This window comes from Streptomyces sp. JLBT605 (assembly GCF_058215555.1).
Genome location: NZ_CM177087.1, coordinates 2,504,322 through 2,521,089, shown reverse-complemented (window position 1 = coordinate 2,521,089; position 16,768 = coordinate 2,504,322). Strand labels below are relative to the sequence as shown.

Below are 16,768 nucleotides of genomic sequence, written 5' to 3'. Positions count from 1 at the left end.
AGGAGATGCCTGATGGGCCTTCGCGGCGTCGCGGCGGCCCGCCGGACGCCTGCCGGCGGCGGCCGCGCTCACAGGCGGTGCGCGGCTCCCGCCGGGCTCGCGCCCCGTGTGTCGAGCAGCAGCTGCGCCTTCACCACCAGCCCCTGGAGGTCGTAGCTGCGGTGGTGCTGGAGGAGCACCGTCAGATCCGCCTCCGCCGCCGCCTCGTACAGCGCGTCGGCGCGCGGCACCGGCCGGCCGAGCACCTCCCACTGCGCGACGAAGGGGTCGTGGAAGCTGAGCTGGGCGCCCAGCTCCAGCAGCCGCGAGGCGATCTCCTGCGCGGGCGCCCCCTCCTGCTCGCCGACGTCGGCCTTGTATGCCACGCCGAGCAGCAGCACCCGCGCGCCGCGCGCCGACTTGCCGTGTTCGTTGAGGAGCGCCGCGCAGCGCTGGGTGACGTAGCGCGGCATCCGCCCGTTGACCTCCTGCGCCAGCTCCACCATGCGCAGCGGGTAGCCGAGGCTGCGGCCGGGGTAGGTGAGGTGGTTCGGGTCGATGGGCACGCCGTGGCCGCCGACCCCAGGGCCGGGCCGGAAGGCGTGGAAGCCGAAAGGTTTCGTCTCGGCGCAGCGCACCACGTCCCACAGGTCGATCCCGAGGTCGTGGCAGAACACCGCCATCTCGTTGACCAGCGCGATGTTGACGTGCCGGTAGTTGGTCTCCAGCACCTTGACGGTCTCGGCCTCGCGGGTGCCCCGGGCGCGCACCACCTTCTCCGTCAACCGCCCGTAGAAGGCGGCGGCGGCCTCGGTGCAGGCGGGGGTGAGCCCCCCGATGACCTTGGGGGTGTTGGCGATTCCGTACGTCCGGTTGCCCGGGTCGAGCCGGCAGGGGGCGCAGGCCAGGTGGAAGTCGCGCCCGGCGCGCAGCCCGGAGCCCTGCTCCAGGATCGGCCGCACGAAGTCCTCCGTGGCGCCCGGGTAGACGGTGGATTCCAGCGTGACGGTGGTGTGCGGGCGCAGCCGCGCGGCGAGCGTGCGGGCCGCCTCGCCCACCGCGGTCAGGTCCAGCGCCCGGTCCTCGCCCAGCGGGGTCGGCGCGCAGATCACGGCGGTACGGACCGGGCTGAGCTCGGCCGGGTCGGTGGTGGCCCGGAAGCCGGCGGAGACCATCCGGCGGATCGCGGCCGCGGAGAGCGAGCCCTCTTCCGGGGGTCTGCCGGCCCGCAGCTCCGCCACGGCCGCCGGATCGGGGTCGTAGCCGATGGTGCGGACGCCCGCGGCGGTGGCGGCCTGGGCGAGCGGGAGGCCGAGGTGGCCGAGGCCGATGACGGCGAGGTCAGCGGGCATGTCGTGTGCCGTCCTTCCCGGGGACGATTCCGGATGGCGCAAATGCAGACTAAGCGGAAATATGACTCGTATTCAGTATTGGCGGTCGGTGTTTGGCGGGGAGTTCGTCTCGACCCGTCGGCTGGCTGACCGCGCGGAGCGCCGCCAGAATCGACTTCACGGGCTACGTGACCGCGATCACATCGGGAGGTAGTGGTGAGGACACCGACCCTGGGGCCGACGGCACGCGAGACGGCATTGACCCGGATGGCGGACCAGGAACTGGACGTGCTGGTCGTCGGCGGCGGAGTGGTCGGCGCGGGCACCGCTCTCGACGCGGCGACCCGCGGGCTTCTCACCGCGCTGGTCGAGGCGCGGGACTGGGCGGCCGGCACCTCCAGCCGGTCCAGCAAGCTCATCCACGGCGGCCTGCGCTACCTGGAGATGCTGGACTTCGCCCTCGTCCGGGAGGCGTTGAAGGAGCGCGGACTGCTGCTGGAGCGGCTCGCCCCGCACCTGGTCAGGCCGGTGCCCTTCCTCTATCCGCTCCAGCACCGGGGCTGGGAGCGGCTCTACGCGGGATCCGGCGTCGCGCTCTACGACGCCATGTCGGTCTCCTCCGGGCACGGTCGCGGACTGCCCGTGCACCGCCACCTCAGCCGCAAGCGCGCCCTCCGCGTCGCTCCCTGCCTGCGCAGGGAAGCCCTGGTCGGCGCGCTTCAGTACTACGACGCCCAGATGGACGACGCCCGTTTCGTCACCACCCTGGTCCGCACCGCCGCCTCCTACGGCGCCCACGTCGCCAACCGGGCGCGGGTCGTGGGCTTCCTGCGCGAGGGCGAGCGGGTGGTCGGCGCCCGGGTCCGCGACCTCGAACAGGGCGGCGAGTTCGACGTACGGGCCCGGCAGGTCGTCAACGCCACCGGAGTGTGGACGGACGACACCCAGGCGATGATCGGCGAGCGCGGCCAGTTCCACGTCCGCGCCTCCAAGGGCATCCACCTGGTCGTGCCCAAGGACCGCATCCACTCCACCACGGGGCTGATCCTGCGCACCGAGAAGAGCGTCCTGTTCGTCATCCCCTGGGGCCGGCACTGGATCATCGGCACCACCGACACCGACTGGGACCTGGACAAGGCGCACCCGGCCGCCTCCAGCGCCGACATCGACTACCTGCTGGAACACGTCAACTCGGTGCTCGCGGTGCCGCTGAGCCGGGAGGACGTGGAGGGCGTCTACGCCGGGCTGCGCCCGCTGCTGGCCGGCGAGTCGGACGCCACCAGCAAACTCTCCCGGGAACACACCGTCGCCCACCCGGCGCCCGGCCTGGTGGTGATCGCGGGCGGCAAGTACACCACGTACCGGGTGATGGCCAAGGACGCGGTCGACGAGGCCGTGCACGGCCTGGACCGCCGGGTCGCCGACTGCTGCACCGAGGACGTCCCGCTGGCCGGCGCCGAGGGCTACAAGGCGCTGTGGAACACCCGCGCCCGCCTCGCCCACCGCTCCGGCCTGCACGTCGCGCGCATCGAGCACCTGCTGGGCCGGTACGGCTCGCTGACCGAGGAGATCCTGGAGCTGATCGCCGCCGACCCCGGGCTCGGCGAGCCGCTCACCGGCGCCGAGGACTATCTGCGCGCCGAGGTCGTCTACGCCGCCTCCCACGAGGGCGCCCGCCACCTCGACGACGTCCTCACCCGGCGCACCCGCATCTCCATCGAGACCTTCGACCGGGGCACCCTCTGCGCCCGCGAGGCGGCCGGCCTCATGGCGCCGGTGCTGGGCTGGAGCACCGACCAGATCGAGAAGGAGATCCAGCACTACGAGAAGCGGGTGGAGGCCGAACGCGAGTCCCAGCGGCAGCCGGACGACCTCACCGCCGACGCGGCCCGCCTCGGCGCCCCGGACATCCAGCCGGTCTGACGACGGCCGGCTGGTCACGGCGGTCGCCGCCACGGTCGCGAGGGTGGCCGTCAGGGTGGCTGTCAGGTGGCTGTCGGTCCACCGTCAGGGTCGCCGTACCGACCGTTTCGGCGCGCAGAACACCGCCCGCAGCAACGCGGATTCCGCCTCCCGGGGGGCGCCTGAGTCGTCGTTGAGGTGGTAGGCGAGCACCCGCCGCCCGGAGCTGTCGCCGACCACCAGTGCGGAGGAACCGGCGATGATGCCGTTGTGCCCCCACACCCGCCCGCACGGCAGCCGCACCGGGAAGATGCCCAGGCCGTACTGGTCGTCGGTGCCCCGGGTGTCCCGCATCTGCGCCAGCCCGGCCGGGCTCAGCAGCTCACCGCCGAGCAGCGCGGCCTGGAAGCGGGTCAGGTCGTCCAGGGTGGAGACCAGTTCGCCCGCCGCGCCGGCCGTGGACGGATCCAGCTCGGTGACATCGCGCCGGGCACCGTCCGAGGCCCGTACCGCGGAGTAGCCGCGCCCGTGCGGATCGGGCAGCGAGGCGTGCGTGCCGGGGAAGGAGGTGCCGGTCAGGGCGAGCGGCCCGAGGATGCGGCGCCGCACCTCGGCCGCGTAACTCCGGCCGGTGACCCGCTCGATCACCATGCCGAGCACGACGTATCCGGTGTTGGAGTAGTGCCAGTGGGAGCCGGGCGGGGTGAAGGCCGGGCGGTGGGCGAGCGCGGTGCGCACCAGCTCCCCCGGCGTGCGGGTGTCGTACCGGTGCTCGGTGAAACCGGCGCCGAACAGCTGCCGCGCCAGCTCCCGGTCCTGCGGATAGTCGAAAAGCCCGCTGGTGTGGGCGAGCAGCTGACGGATCGTGACCCGCCGGCCGTGCTCGTAGCCCGGCCCGCGCAGCAGCCCGGGCAGATACCGCTCGACCGGGTCGTCCAGCCCCAGCCGCCGCTCGGAGGCCAGCTGGAGCACGACGGTGGCGATGAAGGTCTTGGTCAGGCTGCCCGCGCGGAATCTGTCCGCCCGTCGGACGGCTCGTCCGGTGCGGACGTCCGAGACGCCGGCCGTGCCGAACCGGATGTGCCCCTCCGTCCGGACCAGCACCGCACCGCCCGGCGCCGTGCCCTCGGACACCATGCGCCGCAGCTCGGCGCGGAGGCCGGGGGGACGGTCCGCCGCGGCGCGCCCCCGGTGGGGCAGCGGCGCCCCGCCCGGCCTCGAGCCGCAGCCGGGCAGCACCGCGAGGAGCGCCGTCGCCAGGGCGGCCGCACAGGCCACACGCGCCGCCTGCCGGCGGCCATGGGTGCTTTTCGCCACCATGTCCTCCTCCGTCCCGTCCTGCTCCGGCGTGGGTCCCAGGCTGCGCCCGAGCCCGGTCCGAAGCCGGTCCGTAGCCTGCCCGAAACCCGTCCGTGACGGGCGTTACCGCCGGTTGGGACGTTGAACTCCCTGATGGTGTCAGTCCCTTCATCACCGGCGTGACCGGGGCCGGACCCGGGACTTCCGCCGGTCCGCGGATGAGAGACAATGGTCGCTCTGCCAGGGTGGGTTGATTTGCAGAGTTGATTTGCAGAGGGGTCGCATGTCGGAGGCGGAGCAGACGCAGGACACGACCGGGCGCCTCCTCGCAGGGCGGTACCGGCTCGGGGAGGTCCTCGGCCGAGGCGGCATGGGCACGGTCTGGCGCGCGAATGACGAGACGCTGGGCCGCACGGTCGCGGTCAAGGAGCTGCGCTTCCCCTCCAGCGTCGACGAGGACGAGAAGAGACGGCTCGTCACCCGGACGCTGCGCGAGGCCAAGGCCATCGCCCGGATCCGCAGCAACGGTGCCGTCACCGTCTACGACGTGGTCGACGAGGACGACCGGCCGTGGATCGTGATGGAGCTGATCGAGGGCCGTTCGCTCGCCGACGTCGTCCGCGACGACGGCCCGCTCACCTGGCACCGGGCCGCCGAGGTGGGGCTCGCCGTCCTCGACGTGCTGCGCGCCGCGCACCGGCAGGGCATCCTGCACCGCGACGTGAAGCCGTCCAACGTGCTGATCGCCGACGACGGCCGGGTGGTGCTCACCGACTTCGGTATCGCGCAGGTCGAGGGCGACCCGTCCGTCACCTCCACCGGCATGCTCGTCGGCGCGCCCTCCTACATCTCGCCGGAGCGGGCGCGCGGCCAGAAGCCGGGCCCGCCGGCCGACCTGTGGTCGCTGGGCGGACTGCTGTACGCGGCCGTGGAGGGCACCCCTCCGTACGACAAGAGCACGGCCATCGCCACGCTGACCGCGGTGATGACCGAGCCGGTCGACCCGCCGAAGAACGCGGGCCCGCTGGAGGAGCTCATCTACGGGCTGCTCACCAAGGACCCCGAGCGGCGGCTGGACGACGCGGGCGCCCGCGCGCTGCTGGAGGTCGCGCTCAGCACCCCGCAGAAGACGGCCGGCCCGGCGGTGGTCGAACCCACCCGCACCATGAGCCTGCCGCCCAGCGTGCCGGCGACCCCGCCGGCGCCCTCCGCCCCGCCCCGCAAGCCGGTGGCTCCGGAGGCCGCGGACCGGATGCGCGGCGCGCTGCAGTCGGTGCGGAAGGCCGCGACCGGCGCCAAGCGGCCGCAGGCGTCGGCGGCCGGCCGTTCTGCCGGGCCGGACGCCGCCCCGCCGGCGCCGCCGCGCGCCTCGATCACCGATGTGGTGCCGCGCCGCACCCTGGTCATCGTCGCGGTGGTGGTCGCGCTCGCCATCCTCGGCACGGTCCTCGCCTTCGCCCTGACCAAGGGCAAGGACGACGGAGGCAAGGGCTCGGACGCCAAGGGCACCACGGCCACCGCCGGTCAGGGCAAGGACGGGCACGAGAACAAGGGCGACGGCAAGGACAAGGGCCGGGGCGAGGAAGAGCCGGCCGGGACGGACGGCACGACCGGATCCGGCGAGTCCGGTGAGCAGACCGGCGCCGGCTCCGGCACCCCGCCGGAGGAGAAGAAGAAGGAACCGGCCAAGGACGCGGTTCCGGACGGCTTCCAGCGCCTGAAGTACGGCCCGCACCACTTCTCCATCGCGCTGCCCGAAGGCTGGACCGGACACCCCATCCCCAGCTACAGCGGCGGCCGGATCTACCGCAGCTCCGACTTCCCGCGCGTCCAGGTCGACTTCAACGACAGCCCCAGGTCGGACGCGGCCGCCGACTGGCGGGCCGCCGAGGGCGGCGCGCGGAGCAGCATGCCCGGCTACCGGGGGCTGGGCATCAAGGCGATCGACTGGCGCGGGTACCCCACCGTCGCCGACTGGAGCTTCGAGCGGCGCCAGGGCGGCACGACCGTGCGGGTGCTCAACCGCGGCTTCAAGGTCGACGACAGCCACGGCTACGCGATCATGATCACCTGCGAGAAGGACAAGTGGGACGAGAAGGAGTGCCGGACCATCCGGCAGACCGCCTTCGCGACCTTCAAGCCGACGGACTGAGGCCGTCAGGCTGAGGTCGCCGGGCTGACGTCGTCAGGCTGAGGCCGTCGGGCTGAGGTGCCGGACTGAGCCGCCGGGTTGAGTGGCCGGGTCGAGTTGTCCGGACGGGCCGCCGGGAGGGTGAAAACGAGGTGCGCGGACCGCTCGGCGCCGCGCGCCTTCGGCCCGTATGGTGAGGCCCATGGACCGCAGACGGCCGTAATGCGGGGAAAAACGACCGGAATTGCGCGGAAACGACGCGCGCTGAGGAGGCGTCGTGGACGACTACGCGGGATACGCGGGGCAGGTGCTCGCCGGCCGCTACCGCCTGCCGCTGCCGCCTTCCGATGAGTACGAACCGGTCGAGACCCGCGCTTTCGACACCTACAGCGGGCAGGAGGTGCGGGTCCGTCAGATACCGCTGCCCGAGGTCGTCGAGGCGGAGCTGCTCGGCGACGCCCCCGGCACCGGCGGGCGGTCCGCGGGCTCCGGCCGGGCGGCCCAGCGCGGCAGCGACGATCCGGCCGTGCGGAGGGCCATCGACGCCGCGACCGCCGCGGCTGCCCTGCCCGACCACCCCCGGCTCGACCAGGTCTTCCATGTCTTCGCGGAGGCCGGAAGCCTCTGGATCATCAGTGAGTTCGTGGCCGGGCGGCCGCTGTCCGCACTGCTCGCCGAGCGGCCGCTGTCCGCCCACCGGGCTGCCGAGATCGCCGCCGACGTCCTCACCGCGCTCCGCGCCCTGCACGCGCATGGCTGGGTGCACCGGAACGTCACCGCCCGTACGGTCCTGATCTGCGAGGACGGGCGGGCGATGCTCACCGGGCTGGCGGCCGGCGCCGCCCAGGAGGCGCTGTGCGGCTACGATCCGCTGCCCACCGAGCCGCCCTCCCCGCTGTCGCCCCCGCGACCGGGCTCCACGGCATCGTCCGAGGCCCCGCCGGCCGGCCCGGCGGGCGGCCGGACCGCTGACGGAGCACCGGCCACCGTGCTCGCCGCCGAGCGCGCACGCCAGGCGCGGATCCTGCTGGTCGGCGGGGTCACCGAGCGGTGGGCGCCGGAGCTGGCCGGGCCGGTGCACGCCAACTGGCGGCTGGCGCCGCCCATCACCCCCGCCACCGATCTGTGGGCGCTCGGCGCCCTGCTCTTCCGCGCGGTCCAGGGCCACGCCCCCTACCCGGAGGAGGACGCCACCGAGCTGGTGCGACTGGTGTGCGCCGAGAGCCCGGCGTACGCGGAGGAGTGCGGTCCGCTCCGTCCGGTCGTCGAGTCGCTGCTGCGCCAGGACCCGTCCGAGCGGCCGGACTTCGAGGAGCTGCGCGGCTGGCTGCGCTCGCTCATACGGTCCGCGCCGGAGCCCGATGTCGGCAGCCGGACGGTCGTGGTTCCCTCACTCGGGCCGGGTGGCCCGGCCGACCCCCGGCGGCTGCCGGTGGTGCGGCGGCGCGGCTGGCTGGTGCGCCGCGGCCGGGGCCGGGCCGGTGCGGCCGTCCCGCACGGACGGCACAAGCGGGGTGGCCGGGCCGGGGCACCGCCTCGGGAGCGGCACGAGGCCCGGGAGTCCCGCGAACCACGGCTGACCCGCGCGCCGCGCCTGCGCCGTGAACCCCGCCTGCCCCGTGAAGCCCACCCGCGCCGTGAACCCCGTCTGTCCCGTGAACCGCGTCTGTCCCGTGAACCCCGACGGGCCCGCGGGGATCGCGAGCCGGAGCCGGGGCGGCGGGAGGGCCCAGGGCCGCGTCATCTGGGCCGGATCCTGCTGCTGGTCATCCTGCTGCTGATGGTGGCGGCGGTGCTGTTCGCGGCGGTGTTCCTGCCCAAGGCGGAGAAGGACACCGGCGGCGAGGGCCGGGGCCCGGCCGGGCAGCGGACACCGGCCGCCCCCCAGGGAGGCAGCGGCGAGGCGAGCCGCACCGGTGAGGTGGGCGGTCGGTCACCGCAGTCCACCACGCCCGGCGACCTCGCCGAGGGATTCGTGGTGCGCGAGGATCCGGCGGGCTTCCGGGTCGCGGTGGACGAGGGCTGGTCGCGCCGGGGCGAGAACGCCCGGGGTCAGGTCCGGTACCTCGGCGGCGACTTCGAGCTGGTGGTGGTGGCGGGCCGGGACAAGGCGTCGGACGTGGGCACCGACCCGATGGCGTACCAGCAGTCCAAGGAGCCCGAGCTGGCGGCCTTCCGGTCCTCCGCCTGGAGCTCGAACTCCGGTCTGCGGCGGACCGACGTCGGGGGGACGGCGACGGCGGAGGGCGAGTTCCGCTGGCGGGACAGCAGCGGCCGCGAGGTGTGCACACGCAATCTCGCGATGCTGCTGGACGGCCGCTACCACATCGTGCAGGTGATCGGCCCGGCTGATGAGTGCGACGCCGTGGGCCGGTACTTCGAGCAGGCCACGGCCACCTACGCCGCCGACAGCTGATCAGCCGCCCGGCCCGTCGCCGCTCACTCGCACCCGCTCACGGTCGTCTGCTGGTCCGGGGCCGCTGGGGCTCCGTGGCCCGCGAACCGCTCCCGCAGCCGGTACTTGAGCACCTTGCGGAGGGTGTCATTCCGCGGGAGCGCGTCGATGACCTCCAGCCGCTCGGGGAGCTTGTGCACGGCCAGCCCCGCGTCGCGCAGATAGTCCGTCACCGCCGTGAGGGTCAGCGCCGGGGCGCCCGCCGGCTGCTCCACCACGGCACACACGATCTCGCCGCTCGCCGCGTCCGGCAGCCCGATCACCGCGGCGTCCTCGATGGCGGGATGCCCGTAGAGGAGTTGCTCGATCTCCTTGGCGGAGATGTTCTCGCCCTTGCGGATGATGATGTCCTTGGCCCGGCCGGTGAGCACCAGATGGCCGTCCTCGGTGAGATGGCCGAGATCCCCGGTGCGCAGAAAGCCGTCGGCGTCGAACGCCTCGGCGGTCTGGGCAGGGTCGAGATAGCCCGCGCACACCGCCTCGCCGCGCAACCGCACCTCGCCCGGTGTCCCGGCGGGCAGCGGGGCCCCGTCCTCGGTGGTGATCCGTATCTCCATCTCGGCCGGCGGGCGGCCCTCGGTGGTGGCGAGGTTCTCGGCGGTGTCCTCCGGTGACCCCATGGTGATCATGGGCACCTCGGTCATTCCGTAACCGTGGGTGAGCGCGCAGCCCAGCTCGCGCACCACCTCGTGGTAGAGCTCGGGCGGTTTGGGCGCGCCGCCGCCGGCCAGCAGCCGCAGCGAGGGGATGAGCGGGCGGCCCGGGTCCTTGCGCTGCTCGGCCAGGAACATCGAGTAGAAGGCGGTGCTGCCGCCCGCGAGGGTGACGCCGTGCCGGCGGTAGGCGTCGAGCGAGGCGGGCAGCGCGAAGTGCTCCAGCAGCAGTGCGGGGAAGCCGCGGAGCAGCAGCATCACGGTGTAGTCCGGCCCGGCGACATGGGCGTACGGGAAGGCCATCGAACCGACGTCCTCAGGGCCCGGCCGCAGCGCGTCGGCCAGGCAGGCGCCGGCCGCGATCAGGCTGCGGTCGGTGTGCAGCACGCCCTTGGGGTCGGAGGTGGTGCCGGAGGTCCAGTAGATCCAGCGCACCGCGGCGCCGTCGGCGGGCGGCGGGGGCAGCGTCGCGGGATCCGCCTCGGGCAGCGCGCGGTACGCCTCGATGATCCGCGGCGGCGCGGGCAGCCCGGCGGCGAGCCGGTGCGCCATCGCGGCGTGGTCGAAGCCGCGCCAGGTGCCGGGGTGGGCGAAGAACTCCGCTTCCGCGGCGCGCAGCGCGAACCCGGCCTCGCGCTCCCGGTAGTACGGGATGAGCGGGCTCTGCACGGCGCCGAGGCGGGCCAGCGCCAGACAGAGCACCACGGTCTCGATGCGGGTGGGGAGCTGCCAGGCGAACCGGCTGCCGGGCCGTACTCCCAGCTCGTACAGCCCGGCGGCGACCCGCTCGGCACCACCACGCAGTCCCTCGAAGGTGATCCTCCGCTCCTCCTGGAGGAGCGCCGGCGCGTGCGGGGTGAGAGCGGCGCGGCGGGTGAGGAGCTGCCACAGGGTCACCGAGGCGCTCAAGGCCGGGGGGACTTGTCGGGCCCGTGCGGTGTCGGACATGCCGGCCTCCTGGCTGACGTAGCGTCAGATCCCGCGGGAAGCGTAGGGCGCCGCGCCTTGTCGGTCCAGGGGTGCGGGGCTAGCCTCAAGGGGAGCCAGATCTGATGCACCGTCAGATCTGCCATCTCGGTCGCCTCGGGGAGGAGCGAAGGAGATGCCCATGGAGCAGCCACCGCCGCGCATCCCGAGCGTCGACGAAGACAATGTGACGGCGTCGATGACGGACTTCCTGCTCGGCCTCCATCCAGGCAAGCGGGGCTCGGGATGGACCTGACGTACACCGAGGAAGAAGAGGAGTTCCGGGCCCGGCTGCGCCGCTGGCTCGCCGAGGTGCTGCCGAAGCTGCCGGACCGGCCCGATCCGCGTGACTGGCCCGGCCGGCGGGCGTACGACTGCGGCTGGCAGCGCATGCTGCACGACGCCGGGTATGCCGGGCTGCACTGGCCGGTGGAGGCGGGCGGGCAGGGCGCCACCCCCACCCAGCACCTGATCTTCCTGGAGGAGACCGAACGGGCCGGCGCGCCCTACGTCGGCGCGGGTTTCGTCGGACTGCTGCACGCCGGGCCCACCATCGCGGCCGAGGGCACCAAGGCGCAGCGGGCCCGCTGGCTGCCGCCGATCCTGCGCGGCGACGAGGTGTGGTGCCAGGGCTTCTCCGAACCGGAGGCCGGATCGGATCTGGCAGCCCTGCGGACCCGGGCCGTCCGGGACGGCGACAGCTATGTCGTCAGCGGCAGCAAGATCTGGACCTCACACGCCGAGATCGCCGACTGGTGCGAACTCCTCGTCCGGACCGACCCGGTCCGCGAGGGGGTACCCCGGCACCAGGGCATCAGCTGGCTGGCCATGCCGATGGACGCGCCGGGGGTGACCGTGCGGCCGCTGCGCACGCTCGCCGGCACGGCGGAGTTCGCCGAGGTGTTCCTGGACGAGGTGCGGGTGCCGGTCGCCAACCGGGTCGGCGCGGAGAACGACGGCTGGCGCGTCACCATGATCACCCTCTCCTTCGAGCGCGGCACCGCCTTCGTCGGCGAAGTCGTGGCCTGCCGCCGGGTGCTGGGCGAGGTCGCGCGGGCGGCGCGCGCCGCCGGCCGCTGGGACGACCCGGTGCTCCGGCGCCGCCTCGGGCGGCTGTCCGCCGACTTCACCGCGCTGTGGCGGCTCACCCAGTGGACGGTGAGCGAGGCGCGGCGGTCCGGCCCGGGACGCACGGGCGGCCCGGGCCGGCCGGGGGCCTCGGGCGGGGCGGGGTCGTCGGTCGGGCTGGGTCGGTCGGGACCGCCCGGGCCGTCGCGGGGGAGTGTCGGCGGTGGGGTGCCGGGCCTGGGCGGCTCGGTCTTCAAGCTCCGCTACGCCCAGGCGCGGCAGGAGCTGTACGACGTGGCGGCCGAGGTGCTGGGCCCGCTCGCGCTGGACGCGGACCATCCCTGGATCGCGGACCGGCTCTCCTCCCTCTCGTACACCATCGCCGCCGGCACCTCGGAGATCCAGCGGAACATCGTGGCCGAGCGGATCCTCGGCCTGCCGAAGGGGCGGTGAACCGCGCCATGGACTTCCGACTCACCGACGACCAGCAGGCCCTGCGGAACGGGATGCGCGAACTGATCACCCGCCGCTTCCCCATCGAGCGCCTGCACCAGGCCGCGGCCACCGGCCTACCGGACGCGGAAGCGGTGACCGGGCAAGCGCCGGGCGGGGTGGACCCTGTCCGCTGGCGTGAACTGGGCGATGCCGGGTTCTTCGCGCTGCGGCTGCCCGAGGCGGACGGCGGACTCGGGCTCGGCCTGGCCGAGGCGGTGCTGGTCTTCGAGGAGGCCGGCCGGGCACTGCTGCCCGGGCCGCTGGTCGCGACGGAGCTCGCCGCCGGGCTGATCCGCACGGCAGCGACCGGCGAGGCGGTGATCACCGCGGCCGACCTCGGCCCGTCCGACGCAGGCGTCCCGGCTTCTCCGCTCCCCGCCCCCGTCCCTGCTCGCCTCCCCGCCCCCGTCCCCACCCTGGTGGAACATCTGCCCGCCGCCGATGCCGTCCTCGTGCTCGACGGCGAGTCCGCCCGCCTCCACCCCGCGCGCGCCGTCGCGCCGTCCGCGCGGCCGATCCGCTCCGTCGACCCGACTACCCCGCTGCACTCCCTGTCGCGCGACACGATCCCCCCACCGCCCCTTCCGGACCCGCGCGGCCACCGCCCGGCGGTGGAGGCCCACCCGGGTGGCAGGGGCGCGGCCGCGATCCGGCGGGAGGCCGCGCTGCTGACCGCCGCCCTGCAGCTGGGCAGCGCGTTCCGCACCGTCGAGGCGGCGGTCGACCATGCGCGGCGGCGTACCCAGTTCGGCCGCCCGATCGGTGCGTTCCAGGCCGTCCAGCATCGCTGCGCAGGGATGCTGGTACGGGCTGAGGTGGCCCGATGCGCGGTCTACGCCGCCGCCCTCACCGAGGCCGACGAGGAGATCGCGGCCGCCAAACTGCTCGCCGACGAGGCCGCCGTCCGCAACGCCCGCGACTGTCTGCAGGTCCATGGCGGCATGGGGTTCACCTGGGAAGCGGAGGTGCATCTGCATCTCAAGCGCGCCTGGGTGCGCTCCGAGCAGTGGCTGACCGGGGCCGAAGCCGAAGAGGCCCTGGCCGCAGGGCTGCTGGTCGACCGAAATGCCTGAGATGTCGCAAATAGTGGCGTTTGGTGCACCGGGTGCCCGCCTTGTCTCTCCGGCTACTTGGCGCGCGGCGCCCATCGACGCGCTAGGTCACCCAGCGTTGATATCGCCTTGTGTCCTAGGTGTGACTCGTCACAGGGGGGAGTCAGGGCCTTGCTCGGGTACCCTCCGTGGGATGCGAGTGGTTCCGATGCGCAGCGATCCCGGAGCGGCCCATGTGGCGGCCCCGGTGGATCGAATGCGCGCCGCTCGTGAGGGGTGGGAGCGCTCGGCGCCGCATTGTTCGACTCCCCGCCGTGCGCGTCGCACAGTAGGTGGCGCACGTACTCCTTGGTGTTGGTATATGCCCGAAGCGCTTGTTGGGGTGACTGTACGTCAACCATGCTGTGTCGATGGGGAATCACATTCCGTGACGACCCCTTCGAGGCGCAAGGCGATGTGTCCGCCGGTTCGGATGGTGTGAACGGTGCAGGTGCTTCAGGTGCAGATGGAGGTCCGGCCCGACCCCGCGGAAGTGGGCCGTGCCCGCAAGTGGGCCCGCTCGCGGCTCGCCGGGTCCGGGATAGGCGTGGACGAGCCGCTGGCCGAGACGCTGATCCTGCTGATCTCCGAGCTGGTGACCAACGCGGTCGTTCACACCGGTTGCCCAGCGGTGCTGCGCATGCTCCTGCCGAGGCAGCCCGGCGCCGATGCCGCACCCGGCGCCGTCATGGAGGCTGAGGCCGTCGGGCTCTCCGGCGGCGGAACGGGCCCGGGAGTGAACCCGGGAGCCGTTCCAGGGTTGATCCCCGGCGCGACATCGGGCGCGGAATCGACTGCCGGACCGGGCGCCGGATTGGGGCCGGGTGCCGCCGCGGGTGTCGCGGTCTGCACGGTCCGGGTCGAGGTCGCCGATGTCAGTGCCCGTGCCCCCCGTCAGCGGCATGCCGACGAGGCCGCCACCAGTGGCCGGGGCCTGGAGCTGGTCGACGGCCTGGCCGACCGGTGGGGTTGGCAGCGGGAAGGCACGGGAAAGCGGATCTGGTGCGAGGTGGACCGCTGCGAGCCCGTGCTCGCGCCCGCGTGCGAGTCCCCGCGTGCCGCTATAAATCAGTTTTAGACCGGTAAAGTCCAGACCAGGTATTGACGTAGCGTGTTCGCTTGATCACCCTAGGACGCAGCGATTCGTTGTGAGGGGACGCCGAGGGCTCTGTGTTCGTTGCGCGCGGCAGGGTTGCTCCTTGGCGAGTGCGGGTCGCGTCCGGCGCGAGTGCGGGGCATCGGCGTCGGAGTCGGGTGGTGGTGCGCGATGCCGTGCTCGGGGCGCGCATGGGCGCGCCATCGCCCGGCCGGCCCGCCGTCCCCTCGCGGGCGGCGGACCCGGCGAAACCCGGCGCGGCGCAACGGGAAGTGCGCGGCGCATCGGGAAGTGTGCGGCGTACCGGGAAACGCCTGCGGATTCACAGGATGGCGACGGGCGCGACCGGTGCCCCTGTCCCGCCGATGAACGGCTCGGGTGTCGCCGACAGCAGGAAGGCGTGGCGCCGTTCGGCCGCGCAGATCTCGGCCAGCTCCTCCAGATTCCAGTTCTGGCCCTGCGGCATGCCCATCTCGACGAGGTCCAGGGCGTGCACGGCGAGCCAGCCGTTCTCGATCTCCGGCGGGAAGATCTCGAAGGTCAGCGTGTCGTTGGCCACCGCGGCGACGTCCCGGGCGTGGAACCACTCGGGCGTACGGACCGACAGGCCCGGTGACGGGAAGGCGTACCCCTCCCTGTCGCCTGCCAGGTAGCTCCGGATCTGCCCGGTCCGCACGAGCACGATGTCGCCGGAGCGGACCGAGACCCCGGCCAGCTCCGCGGCCGCGTCCAGGTCCTCGGGCGTCACGGCGTGTCCGCCGGGCAGGCGGTCGACGCCGTGCGCCCTCGCCACGTCGAGGAGCACGCCGCGCGAGACGATGTGCCGAGCCGTGGCGATGCCGCTGAACTGCGCCCGGCCGTGAGCGGTCACCGAGTGGGCGGGCCGCCCGTTGTAGATCCGCCCGGAGTGGGAGACGTGGGTCAGGCCGTCCCAGTGGGTGCCTGCCTGGAGCCCCATGGTCACCACGTCATCGCTGGTGGCCACGGTGCCCGGGCCGAACAGCTCGGCGTTCACCGCGGTCATGGTGTGCAGGGGGTTGACCCGCCCGGGTATCAGGCCGGTCTGGATCCCGTCCTGCCGGAGCGGGACGGCCAGCGGGACCCGGTGCCCGGTCCGCACGGTGGCGGCGGCCGCCCTGACCACCTCCCCGGTGATCAGGTTGAGGGTGCCGATCTCGTCCTCCGCGCCCCAGCGGCCCCAGTTGTTGACGCGCTTGGCCAGCTCGTGGAATTCCGGCGGCAGTGGCATCAGGCCTCCTCGGTCGGCTCTGGCGTCCGCTTCGTGGTGCGCCGGTTGTGGCCCAGGGGTTGTGCTCCTGCCCGGCCTCCCCAAAAATCTAACGGACCGTCAGATTCTTCGGGAGGGGATGCGGCGTGGGCAGCTTCCTGGCAGGCAAGGTGGTCGCCGTCACCGGGGCCGGGCGCGGCATCGGGCGGGCCGTCGCGCTCGCCTGCGCCGGCGAAGGAGCCAAGGTCGTGGTCAACGACTTCGGAGTCTCGATCGCGGGCGGCGAGCCGACGAGCGAGATCGCGGCGGCCGTGGTCAAGGAGATCGAGGCAGCAGGCGGCGAGGGCGTGGCCGTGGTGGACGACGTGTCGACCATGGCGGGCGGCGCCCGGATCGTGGAGACCGCCGTGCGACGCTTCGGCCGGATCGACGGAGTGGTCTGCGCCGCCGGGATCCTCCGCGAACGGATGCTGTTCAACATGGGCGAAGAGGAATGGGACCCGGTCATCGCGACCCACCTCAAGGGCACCTTCACCGTCTTCCGAGCCGCCTCCGCGATCATGCGCAGCCAGGGCTCCGGCACCCTGATCGGCTTCACCAGCGGCAACCACCAGGGCAGCGTCGCCCAGGCCAACTACGCCTCGGCCAAGGGCGGCATCATCTCCCTGGTCCGCAGCGCCGCCCTGGGCCTGCACAAATACGGCGTCACCGCCAACTGCGTCGCCCCCGTGGCCCGCACCAGGATGTCCGCGAACGTGCCGATGGAGCTCACGGAGATCGGCGAACCCGAGGACGTCGCCGCGCTGGTGGTCTACCTCCTCAGCGACCGGGCAGCCCAGGAGCGGATCACCGGGCAGGTCTACACGATCGCCGGCCCCAAGATCGCGGTCTGGGCCCAGCCTCGCGAGCTGCGCGCCGGATACGCGGAGGGCTCCTGGACCCCGGAGAAGATCGCCGACTTCCTGCCCGGGACGGTCGGCACCGACCCGATGCCCCTGCTGGCGCGGCTGGAGGAGATGGCGGCGGCCGCGGCCGCCGCCAAGCGCCCCAACGCCTGACGGCGCTCCGGCACAC

11 protein-coding genes are annotated in these 16,768 nt (G+C 73.5%); 7 read left to right on the top strand and 4 right to left on the bottom strand.

Features of this window, described 5'->3' with window-relative positions; genetic code table 11:
* Positions 1–68 precede the first annotated feature (68 nt).
* Positions 69–1,331 (bottom strand): nucleotide sugar dehydrogenase, encoded by a 1,263-nt coding sequence (locus AC4BDD_RS11215; protein ID WP_490690857.1) that lies wholly within the window; start codon positions 1,329–1,331, stop codon positions 69–71.
* A gap of 195 nt (positions 1,332–1,526) precedes the next feature.
* Between AC4BDD_RS11215 and AC4BDD_RS11210 the strand changes: the two genes are divergently transcribed.
* The gene (locus AC4BDD_RS11210; RefSeq protein WP_490690856.1) at positions 1,527–3,233 is read left to right on the top strand and encodes a glycerol-3-phosphate dehydrogenase/oxidase; all 1,707 of its coding nucleotides are present in this window, start codon (positions 1,527–1,529) and stop codon (positions 3,231–3,233) included.
* A gap of 84 nt (positions 3,234–3,317) precedes the next feature.
* Here AC4BDD_RS11210 and AC4BDD_RS11205 read toward each other — a convergent pair whose 3' ends face one another.
* Positions 3,318–4,532, bottom strand: coding sequence for a serine hydrolase domain-containing protein (locus tag AC4BDD_RS11205; RefSeq protein WP_490690855.1), 1,215 nt, complete (start codon positions 4,530–4,532; stop codon positions 3,318–3,320).
* A 262-nt stretch (positions 4,533–4,794) separates the two neighbouring features.
* Here AC4BDD_RS11205 and AC4BDD_RS11200 point away from each other — a divergent pair, with 262 nt between their 5' ends.
* Together AC4BDD_RS11200 and AC4BDD_RS11195 are read left to right on the top strand one after the other, a co-directional pair.
* Positions 4,795–6,663 carry a serine/threonine-protein kinase gene (locus tag AC4BDD_RS11200; protein ID WP_490690854.1) on the top strand — a complete coding sequence of 623 codons (1,869 nt, stop codon included), beginning with the start codon at positions 4,795–4,797 and terminating at the stop codon, positions 6,661–6,663.
* 256 nt (positions 6,664–6,919) lie between these two features.
* Complete coding sequence (locus tag AC4BDD_RS11195) at positions 6,920–9,058, top strand: serine/threonine-protein kinase (RefSeq protein WP_490690853.1); 2,139 nt, start codon at positions 6,920–6,922, stop codon at positions 9,056–9,058.
* Between the two features lie 23 nt (positions 9,059–9,081).
* Here the strand turns inward: AC4BDD_RS11195 and AC4BDD_RS11190 are convergent, their stop codons facing one another.
* The gene (locus tag AC4BDD_RS11190) at positions 9,082–10,698 is read right to left on the bottom strand and encodes a class I adenylate-forming enzyme family protein (protein ID WP_490690852.1); all 1,617 of its coding nucleotides are present in this window, start codon (positions 10,696–10,698) and stop codon (positions 9,082–9,084) included.
* Positions 10,699–10,962: 264 nt separating this feature from the next.
* On the opposite strand from AC4BDD_RS11190, the gene AC4BDD_RS11185 reads away from it, so the two are divergent.
* The 3 genes from AC4BDD_RS11185 to AC4BDD_RS11175 all read left to right on the top strand — a co-directional run bounded on the left by AC4BDD_RS11185 (position 10,963) and on the right by AC4BDD_RS11175 (position 14,448).
* Positions 10,963–12,237 carry an acyl-CoA dehydrogenase family protein gene (locus AC4BDD_RS11185; protein ID WP_490690851.1) on the top strand — a complete coding sequence of 425 codons (1,275 nt, stop codon included), beginning with the start codon at positions 10,963–10,965 and terminating at the stop codon, positions 12,235–12,237.
* 8 nt (positions 12,238–12,245) lie between these two features.
* Entirely contained in the window at positions 12,246–13,352 is a 1,107-nt protein-coding gene (locus tag AC4BDD_RS11180; protein WP_490690850.1) for an acyl-CoA dehydrogenase family protein, read from the top strand.
* 463 nt (positions 13,353–13,815) lie between these two features.
* Positions 13,816–14,448: an ATP-binding protein gene (locus tag AC4BDD_RS11175; RefSeq protein WP_490690849.1), complete on the top strand. Its 633-nt coding sequence runs from the start codon at positions 13,816–13,818 to the stop codon at positions 14,446–14,448.
* Positions 14,449–14,788: 340 nt separating this feature from the next.
* Here AC4BDD_RS11175 and AC4BDD_RS11170 read toward each other — a convergent pair whose 3' ends face one another.
* Positions 14,789–15,715 (bottom strand): cyclase family protein, encoded by a 927-nt coding sequence (locus AC4BDD_RS11170; RefSeq protein ID WP_490690848.1) that lies wholly within the window; start codon positions 15,713–15,715, stop codon positions 14,789–14,791.
* Positions 15,716–15,840: 125 nt separating this feature from the next.
* Between AC4BDD_RS11170 and AC4BDD_RS11165 the strand changes: the two genes are divergently transcribed.
* A complete protein-coding gene (locus AC4BDD_RS11165; RefSeq protein ID WP_490690847.1) occupies positions 15,841–16,752 on the top strand; it encodes an SDR family oxidoreductase in 912 nt (303 codons plus the stop codon).
* The last annotated feature ends 16 nt before the right edge of the window (positions 16,753–16,768 follow it).